The sequence below is a fragment of the Alteromonas sp. ABE4_545 genome, assembly GCF_056161325.1.
In genome coordinates, this window is record NZ_JBSWYY010000034.1 from 1 (window position 1) to 26430 (window position 26430).

Below are 26430 nucleotides of genomic sequence, written 5' to 3' on the forward strand. Positions count from 1 at the left end.
CTCGTATTGTTGTGGGGATTTTGGGGTTAGCATGGTGAACACTCCGAATTTCACTATGCCTATTAGATCAAAGCCCCAGACTTTCGTCTAGGGCTTTTTCAACAGTCTGAGAAGGCACGCTGAGCGTGCCTTCTTACCGTTTGCTTGCTTGTTTAATTCGTTTTTCGATACCGTATTACAGCCTTGATGCCACGTTTAACTGGTCATGCACTGAAATCACATCGTTGGTATTCCGCGCAATTTGCAGCGCTAAATCTCGCTCGGCTTCTGAGTTAACATCGCCAACCAGTAACACCTCGCCTTTCTGCACATCTACCTGAATATCAAAACCTGAAATATCGCCGTCCATTAACAGTCGTGATTTAACGACAGTCGCAATTTTAGCGTCTGTGATCGTACTCACTACTTTTGATTTATTTACATCGACTTGAGAGGGTTCGATAACCTGTAGCTGGTTTTCCACATCTTTTACGCCGTCAATACCGCGTACTAGCTCTTCCGCAAGTGATTTCTCAACCGTGTTCGACACTCGCCCAGTGAGCAATACAACGCCTTGGTCCACGTCGGTGATAATGTCAAAGGCATTGAGGTTGCCGTTATACAGTAGGGTCGCTTCAGCCTTACCATCAATCCAGGCGTCTTTAGCAACAGAATGCCATGAGCTCTCTGTACTAAACTCTTTTGCCATCAATGGCATGGCCATCACCGTTGAAACAACGAAGGCTATACTGATGTTTTTAGCTGTTTTGATGAAAGGATTCATATCGAACCTCCAAATTTTTAAGAATCAGTCTGTTTGGTAAAAAGAAAAACAAAGCTCAATGACAGTGTTTTCTTTTGTTGCTGTAACAGGGATATAGCGAAAGCCGTGCCAAAAAAGCAAACCATTGTTTTACATGGCTATTTATAATTATTCGATTGATCCAAAGCATATTCACCTGAATTACTGTAGCTATCTGGCTACAGCGCATGCGTCGCGAACCAAATTGTTTTACTATGAGGTTATCGGTTACGGCGCTGTCCCCAGCATGACGGCACCTTCAAGGAGTTAAGATATGTCGCGAGCCACACCTCTTCGTCACTTTTCATTGGTACAATCATTTCAGTTACGTGCAGCCATATCGGCCTTTAGTCTGATATTCCTGCTCACGGGATGCAGTGATAACAACACCCAACCAGCTGCAGAAGCGCCGCGATTAGTCAGAACTGCCACCGCCACGCCGGGTGTTACTAGTGACTGGATGGAGTATCCGGGGCTGGTTGAAGCGGCACAAACCGCTAACTTAGGCTTTCGGGTACCAGGCAAACTCGCCACCATGAAAGTGAAGGAAGGCGACTTGGTTAACAAAAACCAAATACTCGCCACGTTAGATGACACCGACTACCAAATTAAACTCACCAGTAGTCAGGCTGAGTTTAATCAAGCCAAAGCTGATTTCGAACGCGGTCAGTCATTATTAAAACAAAACCTGATTGCAAAGTCGGATTACGACAAGCTAGATGCACAATATTCTGCCGCCTCAGCCAGCCTCAAAGCGGCCAAACAAAATGTGCAATACACCACCCTGCGCGCGCCGTTTTCCGGGGTAATGGCCATCCGTCATGTCGACAACTTTGAAGACGTGTCGACCATGCAACCCATTTTCACCATTCAAGACCTGTCTAGCTTGCACATTCGCGTGGCTATACCTGAAAAGGTCATGATTAAATTGAAGAAACAATCAGACATGAGTGTATCGGCCGTATTTGAAGGCGTAGATCACGCCCCTGTTCCCTTGGCATTACAGGCCGTAGAAACGCAAGCAGACACCAGCTCTCAAACCTTTGACGTCACCTTCAACATGCCCCGCGTCGATAACTTAAACGTATTGCCCGGCATGTCAGTTACCGTTAGAGGTACTAAAGATCTGTCTGCCACTAATTCTGCTATTTTGGTGCCTGCACAGTCTGTGATCGAAAACAATCTAGGCCGCTTTGTGTACGTAGTGACCGACATTCACAATGGTCTTGGTAAGATTGATGCGCGCCCAGTCGAAACCGGAAAAGTCACAGAACGTGGCATTGTGATCCTCGACGGCATTGACGTTGGAGAACGGGTAGTCAGTGCTGGAATGAGTAAGATGACTGATGGGCTAGTGGTACGTGTGAGTGAGGAGTGGAACCAGTGAATATCACGCGCATTGCCATTGTTAACAACCGCACCACACTTATTTGCTTATTGTTGGTGTTAATCGCAGGGGTACAGGCGTTTGTTTCTATGCCGAGAGCTTACGACCCCGGTTTTGTTGTGCGCAAAGCACAAGTTGTTACCTATTTTCCCGGCGCTAGCCCTCAACGTGTTGAGTCGCTGGTGTCATCAAAAATTGAAGATGCCGTAAAAGAAATACCCGAACTCGACTATATCACCAGTGAGTCGCGTACTGGTGTTTCCATTGTTATGGTTGCCATCAAAGAAAGCTACAAAGAGATGCGGCCAATATGGGACGACCTGCGGCGAAAAATTGAGGATGAAATTCCAGAGTTACCCGACGACATCAGTGGGCCATTTGTGCATGACGATTTTGGCGACGTATATGGCGTGGTGCTCACAATTACCGGTGAAGGCTTTGATTACGCTCACTTGAAGACCTTTGCCGATGAGATAAAAGACGAGCTTCAACTGATCCCCGACGCTGCCAAAGTAGAAATTTTTGGCGAACAGGAAGAGCGTATATTTGTTGAGTACGACAATGCGCGATTGGCCGAATTAAATATTTCCCCCAATCAGCTTTCCAGTATTTTATCTGCTCGCAATATTGTGATTTCGGGCGGGGCATTCAATATGGGCGATGAAAGAATAGCGCTAGAGCCCACAGGGAATTTTGAATCTATACAAGACATCGAAAATACGATTATTGCCTTGCCCAACAGCAGCAATATGCTGTTGCTAAAAGACATCGCGACAATCCATCGCGGCTATGTTGATCCACCCAGTTCTATTGTGCACAGTAGTGGAAAACGCAGTCTCGCACTCGCCATTTCTATGCGAGATGGCGGCAACAACATTGTATTGGGCGAGCATATCACTCAAGCCATTGCTGAATTTAATCAACGTTACCCCCACGGCGTTGAGTTTGACTTAGTCAACTTCTCACCGGCTGAAGTTGACAAAAAGGTTTCTGATTTTGTCATCAACCTTTTACAATCTATTGCCGTGGTAACCGTGGTGATGTTGTTAAGCTTGGGTTTACGCACGGGTTTTATTGTTGCCATGCTCATTCCCTCAACCATGTTATTTGCTCTCATAGTGATGCAATTTTTCGACATAGGGCTAGACCAAATCTCTCTCGCCGCATTAATTATTGCACTGGGTATGTTAGTGGATAACGGCATAGTAATGTCAGAAAATATCATGGTGCAAATGGAGCAAGGGAAGTCTGCGTTAGATGCCGCAATCGACTCTGCCAAAGAGCTTTATATTCCACTCCTCACCGCGTCGCTCACCACAGCCGCAGCCTTTCTGCCTATTTATCTGGCCGAGTCTAATGTGGGTGAATTTACCGCCTCATTGTTTAAAGTTGTCACTATCACCCTACTCTGCTCTTGGGTGATCACCATGACGATCATTCCGCTGCTCTGTGTGCGTTTTTTAAAGGTCACGCCCTCTTCAGGCAATACCGACAAAGTGTGGTACCAGCGTTATCGACAGTTTCTCAATCTGTTGTTGCACAATCGAGGTTTAACACTACTCGTTACAGCCGTTATATTTGCCAGTGCCCTTTGGGGAGCCAAGCAATTGCCAAATATTTTCTTCCCGCCGTCCGACCGTGCTTATTTTAAAATTGAAATCGAAATGCCAACCGGTTTTTCCATTCAAAGTACCGAGTCAGTGGTATCTGACGTTGAGCAGTTTATCCACACCACTTTGCATGTTAACGATAACCAAACACAGCAACAGGGCATTACCAACTGGGTGTCCTATATTGGTAACGCCGGGCCGCGATTCATCTTGTCTCATTCGCCCAAACCTTCTTCTACCAACTATGCACTGATTGTTGCTAATGTGACGGATGTGGATGCGATCCCAGGGTTTATGACCCAAATAGACACCTTTGTTGCAAACCATCACCCCGACGCCACATTAAAAATGAAACTGATTGAAATTGGGCCGGAAGTCGATAACCCAGTTGAAATACGACTATCTGGCCGTGACTCAACCGCGTTGTTCACTGCGGTAGAGCAAGTGCGCAGTAAAATGCAGTCGATGCCGAGTTTACATACGGTTACCGATAATTGGGGTCAGCGAATTAAGAAACTGAATATCGATATTGATCAGGTACGTGCACAGCGTGCTGGTTTATCCAGCCAAGACATCGCCGTATCGCTGCAAACGGGGCTATCTGGGCTTACACTCACCGAGTATCGCGAAAACGAAGACAGCATTCCGGTGATGCTAAGAACAGACCTAGCTGCTGAGCAGGCCTTGGGCAAAGTGGAGTCATTATCTGTGTATTCGCAGTCTACGGGGCGCTCAGTTCCATTGAGTCAGGTTGCCAATGTGCAAATGGTATGGGATATCGCCAAAGTTTATCGCCGCAACGGCCTGCGCACGATCACCTTGGGCGCACAATTGTCTGATGGAGCCAACGCTGCAGAAACGGTAAAAGCACTCAATGCATGGCTCAATACGCAGAAGTCGTCTTGGCATAGCGGTATTCGTTTCGCGTTTGGTGGAGAGCAAGAAAACTCAAGTAATGCGAACCAATCAATCGTTGAAAAGCTTGGTATCGCCGGCATGATCATTTTGCTGCTACTTATTGCCCAATTTAACAGTGTACGTAAGTCAGCGATTATTTTGTCTACGGTCCCACTCGGTTTAATTGGCGTGATAATAGGGTTAACGCTGGCAAACTCTTATATGGGCTTTATGACACTGCTGGGGATTGTCTCGCTAACAGGTATTGTGATCAATAATGCCATTGTGCTGTTAGAGCGTATAAAACTTGAAATTGAACAAGGCCATTCGCCCTACATCGCCATTATCAATGCGGCTGAACAACGGGCCAGACCTATCATTTTAACCACAGCCACCACAGTACTGGGCTTACTTCCGTTGTACTTAGGTGGCGGGGCCATGTGGGAGCCAATGGCCATTTCGATAATGGCTGGGTTGCTGTTTTCCACCCTATTAACGTTAGGCATTGTGCCTGTGCTCTACGCGGTCTTTTTTCGGGTGGCAAACCCCACGCCCCCGCTAAACGATACTGAGTAATAACTAACCGTATTCGTATTGGTCAGCCCACCTCGGGTTGGCCAAAACGGTCTCGATATTGGGTAGGAGATGAGGCAAACGCGCGTTCAAAAGCGCGCCTAAACCCATCGTAAGACTGATAACCGACAACATAGGCAATGGCTTTCACTGATTGGGTGGATGTAGTGAGCAAGGTTCTTGCGGTTTCCATTCGCAAAGACTCAAAATACGCCGCTGGCGTTAACCCCAATTCACGCTGAAATACACGGTGTAACTGGCGTTCACTCATCGCTACGTGTTCTGCCATTTGTACAACAGAAACGGTGTCAGACAACCGACCCTGTAACCATTGCACCAATGCCGCCACCTTATCACTCTTCGGGCGTTGCAAATGCAAAAAATCTGAGAACTGGCGCTGACTGGTGCTACGGCGCAAGAACACCACCAATTGTCGAGCCACATGGCTTGCTGCCAGACTCCCAAAATCTTGTTCTATTAGGTGTAACGTCAGGTCAATACCAGACGTTACACCTGCCGACGACCACAGTTTGCCGTCTTGTATAAACAACCTGTCGGCTTCAACAACCAATTCAGGAAATGCGCGTGACAACTGCTCTGCACTTGCCCAATGCGTTGTCATGCGTGTACCGGGAGCCAGCCCTGTGCGGGCCAATAAAAAGCTACCGGTACAAATACTCACCACCCGCTCCACACGGGTCATCAATTGTCGCAGCTGATTGAGTTGAACATCTGAAAATGTTCCCAGGCGCGCCCCACAACCACCAGGAATCACTAGGGTGTGTACGTTGGTGACCTTATCTATAGGCGTATCAGGTACTATGGTTATACCTGATTCAGTGCGAAGCGGCTCGGTGGAAAAACTGATCACCTCAGTTTCGTAACCACCTTGCAAAAATTGTCGCGCCTCATTAATGGTGGTCTGCGCACCAGAAAGGTCCAACAACTCCACGTCGGTATAGGCTAAAAAAGCAATTTTTAATGGCGATTGTTGTTTGTTATGGGGCTGGTGTGTGTTCATCCCTTGCGCTCCTGTGCTTCAGTAAAACAAGCATAGCAAGGGCGTTGCTCGGCATAAATGACATTCAAGCCACCATTTATGCCATCATTCACAACTCAGAGACGTAAATGAAAAAGAAGAGTGTTACTGAATATCCTGATATACCGCTTTAATTTCTTCGGCTGCAACTTCGCGTTTTTTCAAATAAACCATGGCGATCAGTTTATCTTCTCTGGGCCATATAGCTCTTTCTAATATCGCTTTGTCTTCATCGGTTAACGCATCGGTGTTAAGTCGAATCACCAACCCGCGTTTATTTGGCTTAATTGTTGTCGGCGCAACATCGTCGATAAGCTCATAGGGCACCATGATAAACTGACGCTCTATTGGATCTTGCACCACCCCGATTTTGTTCTCGTATTCAATAATGGTTGGCCAACCTTCCGAAATACGGCTTTGGGCGAAAATAATCACCGAGAACAACAGCAACACTGAGTATGTCATGATGATAAAGCTATAAGAAATATCAGGTGCTAAGGTTACGATAATGCAGACAATGGCGATAAAAAACACCCATGAGCCAAATACTCGGCGTAATACCGTCGGCGTGATCCCTGTCAACAGATTAGCATAATGAATTTCATTGCGTTCCAGCTTAATCAATGAAACCTGTGAATTCGACATCAGGTGAATAATCCTCTACATAACGAATGATGCGTTAGTCAATTATCCAATGATGCTATCCTTGCTCAGACTAGAGCCAGCGGTATGCCTTAAAGTATAATCGACCAGTAAAATTTTGCGTATTGTGTCAAACCGAAAAGACATGTGTATGACAATGTATCGATACACATTATTACGCGAACACCCTCTAATTAGTTTACACAGCGACTATGGCATTAGTCGCAAAAATAAAACACGTATATTGTCAGACAAATGACCAATGAATAAACAGAACTAATAGATGGGCTTAGTGCAGTATTGAACTCGATTATGCACAGGAAAATCCCTAATACAATGACTTTTCTACACTAATCCCACTTTATTTACGATTTGATACCGTATCGATTAGGAATTGCACCATTTATTTGTATGACGAGTGTCGCTGGCAGTAAACCTTATGCGCCTGCGTTAAATTCAAGTATGCTTAAGCCCGTGGATTTTCTTTGCAAACGCATCAACAAAAGGAACCAACTGTGCCTATTTCTTCCAATGCATCTCATACTATTGTCAATGAACTGGTTATTTTACTGGGGCACAAACAGGTAAAAATAGGCGCAAGAAATACCGAACACTACCGTTCTGGTTGGCGTTCGGGTCAAGGTCATGCTGATGCCGTGATATTTCCCAAGTCATTAGTGATGCTATGGCGGGCGTTAAAACTGTGCGTTGAACACCAATGCATCATTATTATGCAGGCCGCTAAAACAGGGTTAACAGAAGGCTCTACTCCTAGTGGAGACCACTATGACCGCCCCGTAGTGGTCGTTAACACTTTGGCATTAGACAAGCTCCACGTTATCAATAACGCAGAGCAAGTTATTAGTTTACCGGGCACTACGTTACATACTCTAGAAAAAACTCTTAAGCCACTCGACCGGGCGCCACACTCAATTATTGGCTCATCCTGCCTCGGGGCGTCGATTGTGGGTGGTGTGGCGAATAATTCTGGCGGAGCATTAGTGAAACGCGGGCCGGCCTATACCGAGCTGGCCCTATTTGCCCGCGTGAATGAGCAAGGACAACTGGAACTCGTTAACCACCTCGATATCGATTTGGGCAGTAACGAAGAGTTAATGCTGCACAACCTTGAGCATGGCAATTTCGACACCTCACCGGGCTTGTCGAGCAAACGTGCCAGTGCATCAGATTACACCGATATAATCAGAGCGGTAGACGAAGACACGCCAAGTCGTTACAACGCTGATCCTTCACGTTTATATGAAGCCAGTGGCTGCGCCGGTAAGCTCGCCGTTTTCGCTGTAAGGTTAGACACCTTCCCCATCGCCAAACGAGAAAAGACCTTTTATATTGGTACCAATAACCCTGATACGCTCACTACCCTACGACATCATATTTTGTCGCAGTTTACGCACTTGCCGGAAGTGGGAGAATACCTGCACAAAGACTGTTTTTCTATCGCAAAAACCTACGGTAAAGACACCTTTCTCAGTGTGAAACACCTGGGTACAGACCGCTTACCAACTATGTTTGCGATAAAAGGGCGAATCGACGCTGTACTCAACAAAATCAAAGTGCTGCCGCAATATGTCACCGACCGCGCGATGCAGGCTATAGCGCGCTGTTTCCCAGATCACATGCCACAGCGATTAACCCAATTTCATCAAAAATATACGCATCACTTGATCGTAAAAATGAGTGACGATGGGATTGAAGAGGCCAAACAGTATTTTCATCAGGCGTTTTCTGAAGGCGAACTTTCGGGGGAGTATTTTGAATGTAACGACAACGAATCCAGCGCCGCTTTTTTGCACCGTTTTGCCGCTGCGGGGGCCGCTATTCGTTATCAATTATTGCATCAAGATGATGTAGGCGACATGCTTGCACTCGATATTGCCTTGCGCCGCAATGAACATTGCTGGGTAGAAAACCTACCTGCCCATATCGACCAGTTTATTGACAAAAAGCTATACTATGGGCACTTCTTTTGTCATGTATTTCATCAAGACTACATACTGAAAAAAGGTGCCGATAAAACGGCCGTAAAAAATGCCATGCTCGCAGAGTTAGACAAGCGCGGAGCCAAGTACCCAGCCGAACACAACGTTGGGCATTTGTATGAAGCAGAGACTCAGCTTAAAGCGTTTTACGCTTCGTTAGATCCAACCAATACCTTTAATCCGGGTATTGGCAAAACGCCCAAGCATGCACGCAACTGTTCATGCTGCCACGGCATGTAAAAGAAAGCGTCGTCTACGCCAAGGTCGGCGGCGCAACTAAGTGTTCAAACACCAATGTTCTGTCGCACACTTTATTTAACAACTCTGGGTCGTGACTGATCAACAACAACGTACACCCGATACTTTTACACGTCGACACCAATAACTGAGTGACTTGTTTTGCCGTAATCGGGTCTAGCCGAGAGGTAGGCTCGTCGGCCACGATAAACTTGGGCCGCATGAGTAAAATTCTCAACAGCGCAAAACGTTGAAGTTCTCCCCCACTCACTTGTGTTGCTTGGCGTTGCAGTAACTTTTCACTCAACCCTAATTGCTTCATAAATGCCGAAATAGCCCCAGTATCGAGCTTGTGTAAGGCCACTAACTCGTTCAGCAATTCGCCCAATGTCACGTTGGGCGCAAATGCACTGGGCGGGTCTTGGTACAGCTTTAGTTTTTCTGTCCGAGTGATTGGCTCCATATAATTCACTTCACCTGATTCAACAGATAAAAAGCCGAGCAGAATGTCTCCCAAACTGCTTTTCCCGCATCCGCTGTCACCTTGCAGTCCAACGGTTTCTCCCTGATTCAACTGAAAACTCATACCAGAAAAAACCGTTTTATCGCCGCGTTTGCAAGATACATTGTCGGCAACCAAAAACGGTTGATGAAGCATGGTTTGGGGAGATAAAGGTGGCCATTGGCTGGGTAATGAATTTATCAAATCTCGCGTATAATTGTGAACGGGCGACGACAGTACTTGCTGTGCTTTCCCTTCTTCAACAACTTGCCCGTTTTTCATTACAATAATCCGCCCGCCAAGGGCCGCGGCTACTTCAACATCATGCGTAATCGTTAACAAACACCCTTTACGCGCTTGCTGTTTTAGCAGATTAACAATGGTGTTTTTACGGCTAGCGTCTAACCCTTTGGTTGGTTCATCCGCAATAAAAATATCGGCCTCGCCAGCACTCGCCATTACAAACACAGCGCGTTGTGCCATGCCCCCTGACAATTCGTGCGGGCGTTTTTGCTGTGCGTTATCCAGCCCCACATTATGCAAAGCATCAGCAGCTAACTGATCAGCGATTTGCCGCTTCTTCCCACTCACAAAACGCCACACTTCAGAGGCTTGGTTTTTCACTGTTTTTAAAGGATTTAGTGCATACCACGGCTCTTGCGGAAGCATGGTAAGTGTATGCGACCACAACTTTTGCTGAGTGGTTTTCTGACATTGAAGTGTGGGCACACCATCAACCCAAACTTGTCCTGAATAGTCTAATTCTGGCGGTAATGCCCCCAAAATTGCACGAGCTAAAATGCTTTTCCCCGAGCCGGTTTCACCCAAAATGGTCACCGTTTCACCGTGGTCAATGGTCAGATTCAAACCCGATACGATTGGGCCAGCGGCTGAACTCACGCGCAAATTAACGATATCTATGCGTTGGGTCATGACTCTTTCCCCGAAATAAGGTGAAAGCTCAATATCAGTAACATCAAGGCACCAATCGGTAAACCCAGACTCAATGGGGCTTCGGCATAATAAGGAAATAGTTCGACAATCATAAGCCCAAGCTCGGCTGTAGGAGGCTTAAGGCCTACATATACAAACCCCACAGAAGACATCATGATAATGGCATTAGCGGCGCTAAAAGAGGCCAATGCCCATACGTTGTCTTGCACCGCAGGCCAAAAATGACGTTTAAATACATACCAACGGCCAAACCCAAACATTTGTGAATTTTGCAACGCTTGGCTTTGCATAACCGCTAAACTTGCGGCTCGCACTACCCGAAAATACTCCACCCATAACACTAATGAAATGGCGAAATACAACATAAAATACGAACCCGGCACAATGGCAGCCATGAGCAACACAAGCACCAAACCCGGTAATGCCAGTACTGTATTCATCAAGAAGTTAAGCGTGCCATCCACTATACCGCCGCACCAAGCAGCACAGACGCCCAAAGTAACACCGAGTATTGAGGCCGTAAAAACGGCCATAAATGCTAACAAGAAAGACAATCGCACCGCAGATCCCAAGCGAGCAAACATGTCTCGCCCGTATTGATCGGTACCAAATGGCAAATGCCAACTTGGACTTGCAAATGCATTGGCTAAGTTCTGAGCATTAGGCTCGCCGGAATACAGCAGCCCTTCCCCCACAGCGAAGCCAAAAATGCACACGACTATCAACCATCCTATCAATTGGCTCGTGGATTGTTTTGACATGTAATCCATCATGCTTTGCCCACTCGTGGATCAAGCGTATAAGTGGCAATATCAACAAGTGTGTTCACTGCCACAAAAAGTACGCCCATGACTAACGCAGTGCCTTGCAACATAGGAATATCGCGAGAAAACACAGCATGAGACAAACCGTGCCCAATACCTGGCCAAGCAAACAAACTCTCAACCATAATAATACCTTCAATAAGCCCTATGAGCTGTATTCCAATAAATGCCAGTACTGGCAAAAATATGTTCACCACGCCATGACGGAAAAACGTTACTGTGGGGCTTAAACCTTTAATTTGTGCAAATTCAAAAAATGAAGCGCGCACCACGGTGATGGTGCTATTTCTAATCAAACGGTTCGACATTGCAGCCAAGCTTAAGCCCAGCGTTAACGCAGGTAGAACAACGTACTCACTACTACCGAAGCCAGCCACAGGAAACCACTTGAGACCGAGAGCAAACGCAAATATTAATAACAGTCCTAGCGTAAACACAGGTTGTGCCCTGACAAAGGTTGACCCCACTAACGCAGCCCGGTCAACGCTCCCCTTGGGGTTGTAGCCAGATAACACCCCAACTGGAAAAGCAATACACACCGAAACAAGCAGCCCCCATATTGCCAACGACAAGGTATACCCCAACTGGTGATATAACTCTTCCACCACAGGTGCGCCAGATACGAGACTTCGGCCTAAATCCAGCGTGACTAATTGCTTGAGCCACTCAAAATATTGCACAACGCCAGACTGATTAAGCCCAAGCTCCGCTCTTACGGCTTCTGCAGCGGCGGCAGACACAGCATCTTCGCCATATCGCCCGGCCGCAATTTTATAGGCTAAATCGCCCGGCAAAGCCTTTACCAGCACAAAAGTTAAGGTGCCGACACTCCACGCCATTAATACCGCTTGTAGTAAGCGCTTTAATAATAATTGCTTCACGGTTCAACCTGCACAGACATGTGAGAGATATTGAATGAGCGTTCATAAGGGTCAAATGAAAAACCTTGAATGCGTTTAGCAATGGCAGTTTGCTGCACATAAAAGGTAACGGGGATCATGGGTAAATCGGTGGCAATGTCTCGCGCAACAGTTTTTGCTAGTTCATTGTAGCGCGCGGTATCTTGTTCTTTTTCCAACACGTGAAGCGCGTCGAATACTTGTGGATTCGACCAATTCATTGGCCCCCAATCACCACCTTGTTCCGTAGTAAAATCGCTCAGCAACAACGCGAGTGGATCAGGAATATTCGCCAGATTTCTCGCCATCAAGGCGGTTTCTAAGGTACCTTCAACATGCCCGATTGGAATAGCGCTTGAGTTTTCCATTTCTACCGACAGCGACACGCCTAACTTACGCCACTGGTCTTGGATCGCGGTTGCTATCACAATCAATTCAGGTCGATTCGCGTAAGTAATCATAGATAACGCGAGTGTTTTACCGTCTTTTTGACGAATTCCATTTTCCCCCACACGCCAACCTGCTTCGTCTAATAAAGCTTGTGCCTGTGTTAGGTCGGTCTGTGCTGCGGCCAAATCAGGTAAATGCCACACGCCCATCGACGGGCCAAACATTTGGTTTGCTTCAACATTCGGCACCCTGAGAATAAATTCGGCAATGCCTTGTCGGTCTAGCCCTAAGCTAAATGCATGGCGAACTCGCACATCTTGCAACGCGGGGTGAGCTGCATTTAACTTTATCAGTATCGTTCGAGGTATAAATGTACTGTCTACCGTTACATTTTCTGCTTGTGCGAGCAAATCCACACTCGCGGCATCCAAGTTATATACTATGTCAGCTTGCCCACTTTTCACCATCAAGGCACGACTCTCAGAGCGATGGCCGGTAATGTATTTCACTTGTTTTATCGATGCAGGTGTTCCCCAATATTGTTCAAACGCTTCAACATCAAGTGCGTGGGGGGGCTGAAAATGGCGCACCACATAAGGGCCAGTGCCCAATAACGATGTTACGTTGCCGACGTTGTCAAATGAGGCTGGCGCTAAAATGGCGGTAGTATAATTAGACAAAATGGCGGCGAACGGTCGATAAGGTCGGTTTAAGGTGACCACTACTTCGTTATCACCCGATTGTTCTATAGCTTTAACTAAATCTGATTCAAACGGCGCAGGTTTGGCAAACGCATAAGTTAGACTCTTTACAACGGCCGCTGCATTTAAACGCTCACCGTTGTGAAAAGTAACGCCTTCTCGCAACGAAAACCGCCACTGGGTATGGTTTTTATTTGACTGCCAAGCCGTTGCCAATCCGGGAATTAACACGCCGTTTTGATCTACATCTACCAATGTTTCTATGACCTCCATTCGCATAAAAACGTACCCTGTAAGTGAGGGGTCTAGGCTTATGGGTTCAAAGGGGCCGCTAATGGTCACACTATTCGGGTTACTTGCAGGCACACAAGCGACAAGTAGAGGACAAAGTAATACGCACAAGACAAGGGTACGGAAGAATCGAAACATTGAAAATAACAAGAGAAATTCGCGCTTAACTAAAGTGACTCATTAATACGATTTATCATAACAGAGCTTGTCTTCTTTTAAATAGCAATTCGAGTAGCTTGACGGTTTTTGGTCTAGCCAGTATGTCATTCGGCACATGCTCCTGTTTATCTGATTTTTTTCATAAAAATTAACGAGTTTACGGTTACTGCTTTTCAAATTAGCGAGAAAGTTGCACCATACAGCTTTCACTTCACGCGGTAAAAATAATAGAACAATGAGCGCAAAAGCCAAAGACACCCTGATACGCATTGTCAGCATGCTAGGATTAATTCCAATTTACCCTCGCTGGACAACCGCTAGACAGCTGCACGAATCACTACAGGGCAAAGGGTTTAACGTAAGCAAGCGCACTATTGAACGAGACTTAAACAACGTCTCGATGTTATTTGAATTGGTTGATTTTGACAGCCCTGAAGGTAAAAAGTGGTCATTTAACCGCGAAGCCAAACAAACCTTTTTACCTTCTTTATCAATAGAAGAAGCACTCTCACTCAAAATGACTCAGCAGCACCTGAGGCTGTTTCTTCCCGCTAATGTATTTACCACATTAAATACCTTGTTCAAAAAAGCAGACGACGTAATCAACCGGCAACCGGTTTATCACCAATGGAGCAAAAAAGTGGCGGTGATCCCGCCGGGGCTAGATATCAAAACCCATGATATTGCCGCCGATATCAATCAGGTCATTTATGCCGGCATCCTCGATAACAAAATGATTGAAGTGACTTATGGGCGCTTAAAATCATCCAAAAAAATCAAACCTTTGGGACTTATTATTCGCAATAACAAGCTTGTCATTCCATGTATTTTCGATGGTTACCAAGACATTCGAATGATAGTGGCACATAGGATCAAACACGCTAAATTAACCGACCTTAGCTTTACAGAAACATTCGACCTTGCCCAATATGTTGCCTCAGAGGCCCCAAGAAACCTCATTACTGGCGACGATATTTCACTCTCATTAAAAGTGACAGGCGTGGCCGCCACTATGCTGAAAGAATCGACCATAGGCAAAAAGCAAAAGCTAGTGCCACTGGATGACAAATGGTGGGCTTTCTCCGCCACGTTAAAACACACCTATGAACTGGAACATTGGATTAAAGGGCACATCGACTGCATCGAAATTGTACAACCATTATCGTTAAAGCAGCGAATTGTTGAACAATTACAAGCAGGCTTGGCATTACAATCTAACCCAGGGTAACTTTCACTCCCCCTCAAAACCAACGACACAGTTTGTCGCACATTGATGAAATACTCACACCACTGATGGACGATAGAGGTATGTTTCAACAATGTTCGAAAAAATGCTACACCCAGAACAGCAAGCAATGGCGCTGGATGATATTCAGCGCTTGTGGGCCTTTCGTGCGGTACTCGACTTAGACGGGATCAACCAATTGATGAACGGTAAAGAATACCGCTCAGATTCCTTAGCAAAACAGCTTGGACTGCCGGCTCAACTTGCAGCAAAACAAGGTAAAAAAGGCGTAAAAGCACACATTAAAGAGATGCTGAGTGCATTAGAATCGCAACCTATTGTCCTCTCGCCTGCCAGCCTTACACTACGAGAAAATATTGCTGAGTTCGCCAGTGTAGCTAACTTAGATAACGACTGTGTCAGTGTATTGGAGTTCATTATTCATTTGCACTCTTGCCCACAACTCGAAACCCTCACCGAGCACATCAGTGTGAAAACCCTTGGGCAAGTTTGTGCCCACCTAGCTACTTTGTTGCATTTACCCGCAACAGCAGTGAAGCAAGTTTTGCGTGAATCCAGCCGACTGCATCAAACCGGCTTGGTGGAATACCGTGCCTTTACCGAAGCGCTATGTGGCAGATTAGATATTCCCAACGACGGCATTATAGATGCGCTTTACGACGAGCAATTTACTTGCGAAAAACTCCTTGAGCATGCGGTTATGCCCGCCCCCAAAGCCGATTTAACCGCGAAAGATTATGATCACTTGCGAGGGGATGTGAATATCATGATCAATTACCTGCAAAACAAAAAGCAGGGCTGCAACATATTGCTTTATGGCCCACCTGGAACAGGTAAAACTCAGCTCGCTCGATTGGTGTCAGACATGGTGAAGTGTCGTCTGTTTGAAGTGGCAACAGAAGGTGAAAACCACCGAGCCATAGAGGGCTATCAACGCATGCAACGATACAAGCTAGGTCAAAACTTGCTAGCTGCCGAGACCAGTATTTTACTGTTTGACGAAATTGAAGATATCTTTGAAGACGGCGGACTATTTATGCCAAGCACCGCTGCCCGACATAAAGCATGGATGAATAACATGCTAGAAACCAACCCCATTCCTACATTTTGGTTGTCGAACTGTGTTCACGGCATGGACCCCGCCTATCTGCGGCGTTTTGATATTATCGTTGAGGTACCGATCCCAAGTTTAGCCCAACGCCGACGTATTGTAGAACGCTGTTGTAAAAAGCACTTATCAGCGCCCACTATTGAAGCGTTGGCACAACGAGACGATATATCACCTGCGTTACTAGCTCGAACGGCGGCGGTCACCTCGACCATTACATCGGGTACAAAAGCGGAAAAAATCTTTCTTAAATTACTCAACCAGAGTTTAAAAGTGGCGGGGCTAGCAAAAGTAAAAATGAAAAAAGTAAACCACGCCAACAACGACCTGTATAGCCTCTCCTACCTCAACACTAGCACTGATTTAAGCCAACTGTTGTCGGGCTTAAAGCACAATCAAGACGCGAGAATCTGTCTGTATGGCCCACCGGGCACGGGTAAAACGGCAATTTGTAATCATATCGCGCAAGCTCTGAATAAGCCTTTGCATACCCATAAAGTGTCTGATTTGATGTCGATGTATGTGGGGCAATCTGAACGCAACATTGCCAATGCTTTTGCCAATGCCCAAAACGATAGTGCAGTATTAATATTGGATGAAGTCGACAGCTTTCTCCAAGACCGTACCCACGCAACTAACTCATGGGAAACCACATTGGTGAACGAAATGCTCACACAAATGGAATCTTTTGACGGACTCTTTTTTGCCAGTACTAACTTGGTGAGCAACCTCGACAAAGCAGCACTGCGCCGGTTCGACTTAAAAGTAGAGTTTCTGTACTTACTCCCCGACCAAGCTGAATCACTCTTCATGCGTTACACCAAGGCACTTCAGTTGAACGAGGTTAAACCCAAGCACAAAGCGGCAATCAGAGCACTGAATAACCTTGCTCCAGGCGACTTTGCTGCCGTTTATCGCCGCCATCGGTTTTCACCACTGACATCTGTTGAGCAGTTTATCGACAGCTTACAAGCTGAATGTTTACTCAAACAGCCTGAAAGCCGACCCATTGGTTTTATTTAAACGTTATCCCCCAACCCACCTTACAAAGTTGGGGGAAGTGGCTTAATATGCAAGTTGAGGCACAGAGACGATACCCAGTTTCTGCTGAGTGATTGGAGAAAGGTCTTGCCAACGCTCAGCAATCCAGCCGACCAATTCAGAACCATTCATTAATTGCACCCCTAGGCTGTCTGCGTATTCACTCACAGTCTTAGTAAAATCACCTAATGAGATTACCCAACGGTAACAATCTTCTGAGGGTTTTACTTTGTGAATCTGGTCGATACCGTGTTGATCGGTATATCCCGAGTGATCTTTTACCTGAATCAGTAACTGTTGGGTAATAAACGGGTTCGGAGATATAGCTTCAATATCAACATCAACTCCTGCTTCGTGACTCTGTTTAGTGGGGATTACCGCCGTGTAACCTTCAATTTCCAAAAGTTCTTTAACAAGGTGTTCTAGCCCCTGACCTCCAGCCTCTAAATAGTGGTTACCGTGTCTGAGGTTTTCTAACAACTTGGCTTTGAATTGTTCTTGTACTTCACCGGTTCGTTTGTTTATTTTTGAAAGTGCGCCGCTACTGACATTGTTTTTAATATTGTTATAAAGCTCGACAATTTCATCTTTGAAATAATCCAAATCTGCAACCGTCATGCGAATGCGAAGCCGAGATTGCAGCCCCTTTTTCAAGTCCTTTCGTGCAATAGATAATGGCTCGCCTTCCGGATCTGATGGAAACGCAACAGCGACCTGATTTTCACCCCAAGGCAGGTCTCCACAAAAGCGTTTGCTCCCTTGCGCCACGCCAATATAAATGCGGGCGGGTGCCGGCACGACTATCAGATCTCCCCGCTTAATCTCTACAAATCGTCGTAACTGATTGCCACTGCGTCCAATGTTTTGGCCGGTTGCTTGAATATGCTCAAACAGAGCATCTGCCGTATCGAATTTGCAAAGTTCAAACTGCCCCCACCCTATACCAGCAAAATTTTCTTGAAGTAGCTCTAGTGGACCTCTCATCAATATTACTTTACTGTTTTCGAATTCAGTACTCATACATCCCTCACTTGAGTTTTCCTAACAATATCAAAGCACATTGACATGAATATGCTGTTACGGCTATGGTCGATGAACAATTTATACAATTAAACAGCAAATGCAAAACCTTATTAAACCCGAAAAGACCTTTCGTTCTATTAGAAAATCACTTGCCAACTTACTTGAAATCGAAGCGCATAATGCGTTCGAAATAACGGGGCGTTCAATCAACGACCTTCCAGAATATTATCTCTCAGTCAAAGCCGCTGAACATCTTCATAAGTCTTTCGAGACATTCAGTTTTTCAATGGAAGATACCGTTGAAAGTGTGATTGAGTCTGTTGAAGTTGACAAAAAAGATATCGAATACATTCCGCGCAGAAGCGGTAAAATCGATTTAACCGTACGAGGCCAGAAAAACAAGAAGATAAAGCACCTTATCGAATTTAAGCGCGGCTTTAGAAAATCTGGTCATGAAGACGACTTACTCAGGCTTGCCGCGTTTTGTCGCTTTAGCCCGAGTGGTCATCGTACTGAAAAGAACTTTATGGTAGTGGTAGCGACCGGCGATAAATTCCGCTTTGAGGAGCGGACTGAAAAGATGCAAGATTCGCTCAAAGACTACTTTGGCAAGCGAGTTCAGCTAAAAGCGGAGTATGTGGATTTATCCAAACACCACAGCACACGAAAAAATCTGAACCGTACGCTATATGGGGTGGTTTGGGAACTTGCGTACGTAGCCTAAATCGCTTCCAATTCACTCGCTAACTCGGGGCTCTTGCTGCGGTTTTTCATCGCAGCAAACACCATCAAACACACCAAAGCTGTGGCAGCGGCGCAGAGCGAACCGAGTGTTGCATAACGGAAACTAAAAAATTGAGCGACAAAGCCCGTGGCCGTAGTACCCAGCATCATACCCACTTTAATTGCATTGGAATAAACCGCTGAGGTAAAGCCAATCTTGCTAGGTAATTCATCTTGCAGCACTGTTAAACCAATACCAGCGAATACACCATAAAAGAGCGCATTGATAAATTGCAACGCAATGAAATGCCACACTTCAGTTGCGAAAAATACGCCGACGTAGAACACCATGGCACACATAAAAGCCACGGCAATCATATTCACGCGGTTATAGGTTTTAGCTAGCTTACCTGCATACAGCATGACGGGAATCTCCAAACACGCGACCAACCCCATAAAGATACCCGGAGTATGTTCTGCAAAACCAAGTTCTTTGATCGCGTATAAAGGCAGCGCGGAGGAATACATAATGTTCCCAACCGAACCACAGGTAATCGCTAATACTAACAACCAAAAAATTGCGGGTGTTTTTGCATCTACAGTCATACCTTGCTGTTGGCTATGGCTGGGCATTTCAGGGATGAATTTGGCGGCAAAGCCGAGCGCAGCTAAAGCACATAGAGCGGCAAGATAAAACGAGCGGTCGAAATCCACGCCGGCAGCAAGCGCATAGCCGAGAGGCGGCCCACCAATCCATGCAAAGGAAATCGACGCTCGCAACCTCGCATTAAACTGGCTCATATCAATATTGGGCTGTTGTTGCGCCCATTGTCGCCCCAAAGTCAGTACCTGAGGGATTGCCGCGTTCCCCATCGAAAACAGCAACACGCCAGCTGCCAGCACCACCCAAAAGGAATTCGCAGAGGCAAATATTACTAACGCTGCGGCCATGCCAGATACCGCAATCATAAACATCTTACGGGCACTCACGCCTTTGTCTGCCAAACTTCCTAGCCATTGACTAAATGCCAGCCCTGCGAGTGTCACCGACACGGTATAAATACCAATAAACACCGGCGGACTTTGCAGCCCTTCGACAATAAATAAACTCATGAGTGGGTTAACAAACGAGCCAATAAGCCCGGTTAACATACTTAGAATAAAGAACAACACACCGTGTTGCTTAACACCTGACAACAAAACGACAACCTACTACTGCTAAGGCTAATCCTGGCTCACATCTACATTCAGTAGTTATCGGTGAGCAAGACACGAAAATTGGGGGCGCAAATTATACACGATTGGCGCAGAACATCACCAATAACCAATTTCATTCTGGGCATAGACTTGCTAGTCTTGAGGTTTTTTTGTCAGCGCACGTCTGCGCTTTACATCAACCCGAAAGTTCGGCATTTAAGAAGGATCACGAGTGACTGCTGTACCTTGTTTAAAAATACTGTTAATTGACGATAACAGCGAAAGACGCAATCACACCTATCAATACCTCTCTTCGGCGCTAGCTGAACTCGAACGTGGCGACCTCACCCTAGAGATAATATCGGTGAACGGTAAAGCCGATGCAGAGGCTGTTCTCTATACCGACGGAGACATTCAGGCCGTATTACTGAGTTGGGAAACAGTAGAAAACCAAGAATCAGAATCTTACATTATTAATGCAATTAAACGCATTCGCCATGAGTTACCTGTGTACGTAACCGGGCAAGATGAAAATGGTTTTGATATCGTGAGTCGCTCCAACAAAATTGAAGCCTTCTTTGCGCTACAAGATATTGCCTCTGATCCAGAATCCACGTTAGCGTACATCATCAACGACTTTGATGATCGCAGTGAAACGCCTTTTTGGACGGCGTATAAAAAATACGCGGTGGAAACCAATGATTCATGGCACACCCCAGGCCACAGTGGAGGAGCAAGTTTTCGTAACTCAAGTTACATCAATGATTTCTACAAATTCTTTGGCCGTAATACCTTTATCAGTGACTTGTCCGTCAGTGTCGATTCGTTAGGGTCGTTATCTGATGGCACCAACACCATCGGCAAGGCACAAAATTTAGTCGCAGGCACTTTTGAAGTAAAACACTCTTACTTTGTTACCAACGGCTCGTCAACTTCGAACAAAATCATTTTACAAACCTTGTTGCGCGAGGGTGACAAGGTCATTGTCGACAGAAACTGTCACAAGTCTGTGCATTACGGCATGGTGCAAGCTCGTGCCCTGCCCATTTACTTAGACAGTATTCTCGACCCCAAATATGGCATTTTCGCACCGCCGTCGCTAGATCAACTCAAAGCGATGATCAGCGCCAATACCGACGCCAAACTCATTGTACTCACTGGATGTACCTACGACGGCCTGCTGACAGACCTCAAACAAGTGGTCGATTTTGCTCACGAGCACGGAATTAAAGTGTTTATCGACGAAGCATGGTTCGCGTATTCACTCTTCCATCCGAAATTCAGAGCTTATTCGGCGATTAATGCGGGGGCGGATTACGTCACCCATTCAGCCCATAAGGTAGTGAGTGCGTTTTCACAAGCATCTTACATTCACGTGAATGATCCTGATTTCGACAAAGATTTCTTTAAAGAAATCTACGCGATTAATACCAGTACTTCTCCCCAGTACCAATTGATTGCCTCTCTTGATGTATGCCGTAAGCAATTGGAGATGGAGGGCTTTAAAGTCATCAATAACTTGCTCAATCATGTGAGCGAGTTAAAAGCACAAGCGGCCAAATTCACCCGTGTTCGCATTTTGGACGAAGACGACTTCAAAGCCATGTTCGCCCATTTCGAGTCGGACAATATTGGCCATGACCCGCTAAAAATCTTAATTGATATATCAGCACTCAATTATTCAAACCAAGAAATTCATCGCTTTTTAATGGACGAAGTGGGCTTAGAAATTGAGAAGTTTACCCACAGTACGTTGTTGGTATTACTCACTTTTGGTGGTGTTCGCTCGAAAATCGTGCGTTTGTACAATGCCCTGAATAAGTTAGATGCAGGCCATGTATCGCTACAACGCAGTAACCGACAAAAAGCGCTGCCGAATAAAATCCCACCGATTAATTTAGCTATGCTACCGTCTGAAGCCTTCTTCGGAAAACGCGAAACTGTGCCTTTGCATGAATCCGTGGGCAAAATCGCCGCTGCGTTGATTACGCCCTACCCGCCCGGCATTCCATTACTTGTGCCCGGCCAAATGATTGAAGCTGAACACATTAATTACCTCAATGCACTATCGAGCCAAAAGCTCACTATTCAAGGCTTAATTGACGGCGAGATATACGTACTCGCCTAGCCATTGATTTAGCTGATTTTCTTTGCCGATTAACAAGTATCTTTTCAGTTAATCGGCAAAGTGCGCGCAAATAAAGTAAACTAGCGGCATTTGAGCACCAAAGGACAGCAAACGTGGCATTACAATGGTTTCCAGGGCACATGCACAAAGCCCTGAAAGAGATAAAAGAGTCTGTCAGTCAGGTAGACATTCTTATTGAAGTACTCGATGCGCGAATTCCCTATTCCAGCGAAAACCCGGAGATCGCGAAAATACGCGGTGACACTCCCTGTTTAAAAATACTCAATAAATTCGATTTGGCCGATCCTGACTTAACGGCGGAATGGCAAGCGCACCTAGAGAGCGAACGCGGCGTAAAAACCATCACCACACGCAGTGATAACCCTGCAAATACCAAGCAGATTATGTCGATGATCCGCTCGATTTGTGCCGCCAAAGAAGCCTCGGCAAAATCGATCAACGCCATGATTACCGGCATTCCTAACGTGGGCAAATCGACATTGATCAACATTTTGGCCGACCGTATTATCGCTAAAACCGGTAATGAGCCCGCCGTAACCAAAAACCAGCAGCGCATTAACCTAGGTAGCGGTATTGTGCTGTTTGATACCCCAGGGGTGTTGTGGCCAAAACTGGAAAACCCTAATTCTATCTACCGATTGGCGGCATCGGGGGCGGTAAAAAACACCGCGATGGAATTTGATGACGTGGGCTTTTACGCCGCTGATTATTTAATTAAAGCCTATCCAGATTTAATGCAAGAACGCTTTAAGCTCGATGAGTTACCGGACACTGAAATTGAGTTTTTAGAAGCCGCAGCAAGAAAACGCGGTGCCATAATGGCGGGCGGGCGCGTGAATCTGCACAAGATTTGCGAAATTCTGCTCACCGAACTACAAGCCGGTAAACTCGGTCGTATCACGCTGGAAACACCAGCGATGTTAGTAAAAGAGAAACAAGAAATGGCTGAGGCTGCTGCGAAAAAAGCTGCCGATAAAGCCAAGCGCAAAGAGAAGTTCAAACAAGGCTCGTTAACGCCGGATAAAAAAGACCGGAAAGAAAAACGAGAACAAAAACGCGAAGAACAAAGTAAGCGCATGAAAAAACGTCGCTAGGCCGACCGGTTTGGCGCGTTTTCACTGCTTAAAACGAAAAAAATGGGGGCAATAAAGCCCCCATTTTCTTGATTAGTTACTGCTCTGTTTGCGTGGCGACCATGGCCAAGGCCACCGCTTCCGCCACACGAATACCGTCGATACCGGCAGAGAGAATGCCCCCTGCATAACCTGCACCTTCACCAGCTGGGTACAAACCAGCTACATTCACGCTTTCGTAATCGCGAGTACGTTTAATGCAAATGGGTGATGAGGTACGCGTTTCCACCCCAGTTAGCATACCGTCGGCTTTAGCAAACCCTTTGATTTGACGGTCAAACGCTGGAATCGCTTCACGGATCGCTTCGGTAACAAACTTAGGCACAACCTTGCTTAAATCTGTGAGTGTAACACCCGGAGTGTATGACGGCGTGACGCCACCTAATTCATCACTGGGTTTGCCTTGTAGAAAGTCACCGATAAGCTGGGCCGGCGCGTTATAGTTTTCACCGCCTGCGCGATACGCCGCTTCTTCCAACTTACGTTGAAGTTCAATACCCGCCAACGGATGACCGGGGTAATCTTTTTCAGGTTCAATACCTACAACAATAGCACTGTTTGCATTGCGCTCATGACGCGAGTATTGGCTCATGCCATTGGTGACCACTCGGCCCGGCTCAGACGCAGCAGCCACTACAGTACCACCCGGGCACATACAGAAACTATATACAGAACGGCCATTTTTGCAGTGATGCACTAATTTGTAATCGGCGGCGCCTAAAATAGGGTTACCGGCGTTGTCACCAAAACGGCAGGTATCGATCATGCTCTGCTCGTGTTCGATGCGAAACCCGATAGAGAAAGGCTTAGGCTCAATATACACGCCCTGCTCGTACAAGGCTGTAAAGGTATCACGGGCACTGTGACCAATCGCCAGCACCACAAAACGGCTTGGCAAGTATTCGCCATTTGATAGGTGCAAACCTTTAATTTGATTGCCATTGTCAGTAGGTTCCAAATCCAGCTTTTCAACCTTGGTGCTAAAGCGCATTTCGCCACCTAACTCGATAATTTGCGCACGCATTTTCTCCACCATATTCACCAGTTTAAAGGTACCGATATGGGGCTTGCTCACGTATTCGATTTCTTCCGGAGCACCGGCAGCCACAAACTCGTGCAACACTTTGCGGCCGTAATGTTTGCGATCTTTTACCTGACTGTATAGCTTACCGTCAGAAAAGGTACCGGCTCCACCTTCACCAAACTGCACGTTTGATTCAGGATTAAGAGGTTGCTTGCGCCAAAAACCAAAGGTGTCTTTAGTACGCTCACGCACAGCTTTGCCGCGCTCAAGCACAATAGGTTTAAAACCCATTTGCGCCAAAATCAACGCGGCAAATAAACCACACGGGCCTAAGCCAACCACAACTGGGCGTTCTGTAAGGTTGTCAGGCGCTTCGGCGACAAATTTGTATGTCATATCTGGAGTAACACGCACGTTATTTTGCTTATCAAAGCGAGCCAAAATCGCTTGCTCGTCAGTCACTTCCACATCCAAGGTGTAAATTAACTGAATGTCTTTGTTGTTACGGGCATCATAACCACGCTTAAAAATATTAACGGCAATGAGTTGAGCAGCGTCGATTTTCAGGGTGGCTAGCACCGCTTGTTCAATCGCTTGTTCTTCGTGGTTTAGGGGTAACTTAATGTCCGTTAATCGTAGCATAATGCATGTACTCTCTTTCTTGCCGGACGGCCTCTCCGTCAGGGCACGCGCATTCTAAATCAGATCGGCCATAAGCGGTAGTTAAAGGCGTGAATAATCGCTTATCGGCACAATTGTCCTTGTCTTTTGCGTTTGCTAATTTACACTTAGCGCCTTGCTAACCGAGATAACTCCCAAAAACGCCAATGACCTTTGTAGTAACCGACAATTGCATCAAATGTAAATACACGGATTGTGTTGCCGTGTGTCCAGTGGATGCATTCTTTGAAGGCCCCAATTTCCTCGCGATTGACCCCGCGATTTGTATTGATTGTGCGTTGTGTGTACCAGAGTGCCCTGCTGAAGCGATTTTTCAAGATACCGCCCTGCCTCCCGGGCAAGAAGAATACCTAGAGATTAACGCCGAATTATCTCAGCAATGGCCAAATATAAATGAATTGAAGCCCGCGCCGGAAGACGCGGACGAATGGAATGGTGTGCCCAACAAACTGCCTTTGTTGGAAAAATAAGACTAAGCCTTTTACCCCTTAAAGCCCTTGGCGACGAGATATACTTCACGAGAGCGGGGGCGAGATGCCGCAGGTTTACGCACAATCACTTTGTTGAACGAACTGCGCACATCTTTCACGTACTCGTCATAACCCACACCTTGGAACACCTTGGCACAAAAGCTACCGCCCGGTTTTAACACGTTGCGAGCCATATCCAGCGCCAGTTCCACCAAATACATAGACGCGTACTGATCCGTGGTATTCACGCCACTCATATTCGGGGCCATATCTGAAATTACCGTATCCACTTGGTCATCGCCCAAGGTTTGTAGAATTTGCTCGTATACGGCTTCGTCGGTGAAATCGCCCTGAATAAAGTCGACGCCAATAATGCTGCTCATAGGCAAAATGTCAGAGGCGATCACACGGCCGTTTTCACCCACAGCAGGGGCAACAATTTGTGACCAGCCGCCTGGTGCAGAACCCAAATCCATCACCACACTGCCCTTGCGATAAAGATCATCTTTTTCGTTAATCTCGATCAGCTTGTAGCTGGCCCGTGAACGATACCCGTCAATCTGCGCTTTTTTAACGTAAGGGTCGTTAACGTGTTCGTCCATCCATTTTTTGCTGGTTTTCGATTTTGCCATAGTGATGTGCTGTGTTGATCATACCGTAAAGGCCGCCATTGTAATGGCTGAGCGCGAATTTGCAAAACCTCAACACACGAGTGAGATACCAATTACCCTATCAAAACGGTACAATCC

20 protein-coding genes are annotated in these 26430 nt (G+C 46.2%); 9 read left to right on the top strand and 11 right to left on the bottom strand.

The annotated features are described in order from the left end of the window. Positions 1 to 175: 175 nt before the first annotated feature. The gene (locus ACXAH6_RS18400; RefSeq protein ID WP_474879261.1) at positions 176 to 703 is read right to left on the bottom strand and encodes a BON domain-containing protein; all 528 of its coding nucleotides are present in this window, start codon (positions 701 to 703) and stop codon (positions 176 to 178) included. A gap of 352 nt (positions 704 to 1055) precedes the next feature. Between ACXAH6_RS18400 and ACXAH6_RS18405 the strand changes: the two genes are divergently transcribed. Together ACXAH6_RS18405 and ACXAH6_RS18410 are read left to right on the top strand one after the other, a co-directional pair. Further along, positions 1056 to 2168 (top strand): efflux RND transporter periplasmic adaptor subunit, encoded by a 1113-nt coding sequence (locus tag ACXAH6_RS18405; protein WP_474879221.1) that lies wholly within the window; start codon positions 1056 to 1058, stop codon positions 2166 to 2168. Then, the gene (locus tag ACXAH6_RS18410; protein WP_474879223.1) at positions 2165 to 5251 is read left to right on the top strand and encodes an efflux RND transporter permease subunit; all 3087 of its coding nucleotides are present in this window, start codon (positions 2165 to 2167) and stop codon (positions 5249 to 5251) included. The genes ACXAH6_RS18405 and ACXAH6_RS18410 overlap by 4 nt, the downstream gene beginning before the upstream one ends. A 22-nt stretch (positions 5252 to 5273) precedes the next feature. On the opposite strand, the gene ACXAH6_RS18415 is transcribed toward ACXAH6_RS18410, so the two are convergent. Together ACXAH6_RS18415 and ACXAH6_RS18420 are read right to left on the bottom strand one after the other, a co-directional pair. Continuing rightward, positions 5274 to 6269, bottom strand: a complete 996-nt coding sequence (locus ACXAH6_RS18415; protein WP_474879225.1) for a GlxA family transcriptional regulator — start codon at positions 6267 to 6269, stop codon at positions 5274 to 5276. Positions 6270 to 6392: 123 nt separating this feature from the next. Continuing rightward, on the bottom strand, positions 6393 to 6932 hold the full coding sequence (locus tag ACXAH6_RS18420; RefSeq protein WP_474879226.1) for a hypothetical protein: 540 nt from the start codon (positions 6930 to 6932) through the stop codon (positions 6393 to 6395). A gap of 512 nt (positions 6933 to 7444) precedes the next feature. Here ACXAH6_RS18420 and dld point away from each other — a divergent pair. Then, complete coding sequence (dld, locus tag ACXAH6_RS18425) at positions 7445 to 9169, top strand: D-lactate dehydrogenase (RefSeq protein WP_474879228.1); 1725 nt, start codon at positions 7445 to 7447, stop codon at positions 9167 to 9169. Positions 9170 to 9182: 13 nt separating this feature from the next. Here dld and ACXAH6_RS18430 read toward each other — a convergent pair whose 3' ends face one another. From ACXAH6_RS18430 to ACXAH6_RS18445, 4 genes are read right to left on the bottom strand one after another with little or no spacing between them, the layout of a single operon-like run. Next, positions 9183 to 10601: an ABC transporter ATP-binding protein gene (locus tag ACXAH6_RS18430; RefSeq protein WP_474879229.1), complete on the bottom strand. Its 1419-nt coding sequence runs from the start codon at positions 10599 to 10601 to the stop codon at positions 9183 to 9185. Then, on the bottom strand, positions 10598 to 11383 hold the full coding sequence (locus ACXAH6_RS18435) for an ABC transporter permease (protein WP_474879231.1): 786 nt from the start codon (positions 11381 to 11383) through the stop codon (positions 10598 to 10600). Before ACXAH6_RS18435 ends, ACXAH6_RS18430 begins: the two co-directional genes overlap by 4 nt. Positions 11384 to 11391: 8 nt before the next feature. Further along, the gene (locus ACXAH6_RS18440) at positions 11392 to 12327 is read right to left on the bottom strand and encodes an ABC transporter permease (RefSeq protein ID WP_474879233.1); all 936 of its coding nucleotides are present in this window, start codon (positions 12325 to 12327) and stop codon (positions 11392 to 11394) included. Continuing rightward, positions 12324 to 13715, bottom strand: a complete 1392-nt coding sequence (locus tag ACXAH6_RS18445; protein ID WP_474879235.1) for an ABC transporter substrate-binding protein — start codon at positions 13713 to 13715, stop codon at positions 12324 to 12326. The genes ACXAH6_RS18440 and ACXAH6_RS18445 overlap by 4 nt, the downstream gene beginning before the upstream one ends. A gap of 406 nt (positions 13716 to 14121) precedes the next feature. Between ACXAH6_RS18445 and ACXAH6_RS18450 the strand changes: the two genes are divergently transcribed. Both ACXAH6_RS18450 and ACXAH6_RS18455 read left to right on the top strand, forming a co-directional pair. Beyond that, on the top strand, positions 14122 to 15114 hold the full coding sequence (locus tag ACXAH6_RS18450; protein WP_474879237.1) for a helix-turn-helix transcriptional regulator: 993 nt from the start codon (positions 14122 to 14124) through the stop codon (positions 15112 to 15114). Between the two features lie 91 nt (positions 15115 to 15205). Beyond that, positions 15206 to 17263 carry an AAA family ATPase gene (locus ACXAH6_RS18455; RefSeq protein WP_474879239.1) on the top strand — a complete coding sequence of 686 codons (2058 nt, stop codon included), beginning with the start codon at positions 15206 to 15208 and terminating at the stop codon, positions 17261 to 17263. 42 nt (positions 17264 to 17305) lie between these two features. Here the strand turns inward: ACXAH6_RS18455 and ACXAH6_RS18460 are convergent, their stop codons facing one another. Beyond that, positions 17306 to 18301: a restriction endonuclease gene (locus tag ACXAH6_RS18460; RefSeq protein ID WP_474879240.1), complete on the bottom strand. Its 996-nt coding sequence runs from the start codon at positions 18299 to 18301 to the stop codon at positions 17306 to 17308. Positions 18302 to 18401: 100 nt separating this feature from the next. Between ACXAH6_RS18460 and ACXAH6_RS18465 the strand changes: the two genes are divergently transcribed. Beyond that, the gene (locus tag ACXAH6_RS18465; protein WP_474879242.1) at positions 18402 to 19028 is read left to right on the top strand and encodes a hypothetical protein; all 627 of its coding nucleotides are present in this window, start codon (positions 18402 to 18404) and stop codon (positions 19026 to 19028) included. On the opposite strand, the gene ACXAH6_RS18470 is transcribed toward ACXAH6_RS18465, so the two are convergent. Further along, positions 19025 to 20227: a sugar efflux transporter gene (locus ACXAH6_RS18470; RefSeq protein ID WP_474879244.1), complete on the bottom strand. Its 1203-nt coding sequence runs from the start codon at positions 20225 to 20227 to the stop codon at positions 19025 to 19027. The two genes, ACXAH6_RS18465 and ACXAH6_RS18470, sit on opposite strands and share 4 nt — an antisense overlap. A 229-nt stretch (positions 20228 to 20456) precedes the next feature. Here ACXAH6_RS18470 and ACXAH6_RS18475 point away from each other — a divergent pair, with 229 nt between their 5' ends. After that, a complete protein-coding gene (locus ACXAH6_RS18475; RefSeq protein WP_474879245.1) occupies positions 20457 to 22352 on the top strand; it encodes an aminotransferase class I/II-fold pyridoxal phosphate-dependent enzyme in 1896 nt (631 codons plus the stop codon). Positions 22353 to 22465: 113 nt separating this feature from the next. Further along, positions 22466 to 23467 (top strand): ribosome biogenesis GTPase YlqF, encoded by a 1002-nt coding sequence (gene ylqF / locus ACXAH6_RS18480; RefSeq protein ID WP_474879247.1) that lies wholly within the window; start codon positions 22466 to 22468, stop codon positions 23465 to 23467. Positions 23468 to 23543: 76 nt separating this feature from the next. Here the strand turns inward: ylqF and ACXAH6_RS18485 are convergent, their stop codons facing one another. Continuing rightward, positions 23544 to 25172, bottom strand: coding sequence for an NAD(P)/FAD-dependent oxidoreductase (locus ACXAH6_RS18485; protein WP_474879249.1), 1629 nt, complete (start codon positions 25170 to 25172; stop codon positions 23544 to 23546). Between the two features lie 185 nt (positions 25173 to 25357). On the opposite strand from ACXAH6_RS18485, the gene fdxA reads away from it, so the two are divergent. Continuing rightward, on the top strand, positions 25358 to 25681 hold the full coding sequence (fdxA, locus tag ACXAH6_RS18490; RefSeq protein ID WP_474879250.1) for a ferredoxin FdxA: 324 nt from the start codon (positions 25358 to 25360) through the stop codon (positions 25679 to 25681). Positions 25682 to 25692: 11 nt separating this feature from the next. On the opposite strand, the gene rlmE is transcribed toward fdxA, so the two are convergent. Further along, positions 25693 to 26313, bottom strand: a complete 621-nt coding sequence (gene rlmE, locus ACXAH6_RS18495; protein WP_474879251.1) for a 23S rRNA (uridine(2552)-2'-O)-methyltransferase RlmE — start codon at positions 26311 to 26313, stop codon at positions 25693 to 25695. Positions 26314 to 26430: the final 117 nt, after the last annotated feature.

Excerpts from the sequence above, each read along its gene's own strand:
- fdxA (WP_474879250.1), top strand. The coding sequence starts at position 25,358 with ATGACCTTTGTAGTAACCGACAATTGCATCAAATGTAAATACACGGAT.
- ACXAH6_RS18415 (WP_474879225.1), bottom strand. The coding sequence starts at position 6,269 with ATGAACACACACCAGCCCCATAACAAACAACAATCGCCATTAAAAATT.
- ACXAH6_RS18430 (WP_474879229.1), bottom strand. The coding sequence starts at position 10,601 with ATGACCCAACGCATAGATATCGTTAATTTGCGCGTGAGTTCAGCCGCT.
- ACXAH6_RS18405 (WP_474879221.1), top strand. The coding sequence starts at position 1,056 with ATGTCGCGAGCCACACCTCTTCGTCACTTTTCATTGGTACAATCATTT.
- ACXAH6_RS18400 (WP_474879261.1), bottom strand. The coding sequence starts at position 703 with ATGGCCATGCCATTGATGGCAAAAGAGTTTAGTACAGAGAGCTCATGG.
- ACXAH6_RS18445 (WP_474879235.1), bottom strand. The coding sequence starts at position 13,715 with ATGCGAATGGAGGTCATAGAAACATTGGTAGATGTAGATCAAAACGGC.
- ACXAH6_RS18435 (WP_474879231.1), bottom strand. The coding sequence starts at position 11,383 with ATGTCAAAACAATCCACGAGCCAATTGATAGGATGGTTGATAGTCGTG.
- ACXAH6_RS18465 (WP_474879242.1), top strand. The coding sequence starts at position 18,402 with ATGCAAAACCTTATTAAACCCGAAAAGACCTTTCGTTCTATTAGAAAA.
- ACXAH6_RS18460 (WP_474879240.1), bottom strand. The coding sequence starts at position 18,301 with ATGAGTACTGAATTCGAAAACAGTAAAGTAATATTGATGAGAGGTCCA.
- ACXAH6_RS18420 (WP_474879226.1), bottom strand. The coding sequence starts at position 6,932 with ATGTCGAATTCACAGGTTTCATTGATTAAGCTGGAACGCAATGAAATT.
- ACXAH6_RS18450 (WP_474879237.1), top strand. The coding sequence starts at position 14,122 with ATGAGCGCAAAAGCCAAAGACACCCTGATACGCATTGTCAGCATGCTA.
- ACXAH6_RS18455 (WP_474879239.1), top strand. The coding sequence starts at position 15,206 with ATGTTCGAAAAAATGCTACACCCAGAACAGCAAGCAATGGCGCTGGAT.
- rlmE (WP_474879251.1), bottom strand. The coding sequence starts at position 26,313 with ATGGCAAAATCGAAAACCAGCAAAAAATGGATGGACGAACACGTTAAC.
- ACXAH6_RS18485 (WP_474879249.1), bottom strand. The coding sequence starts at position 25,172 with ATGCTACGATTAACGGACATTAAGTTACCCCTAAACCACGAAGAACAA.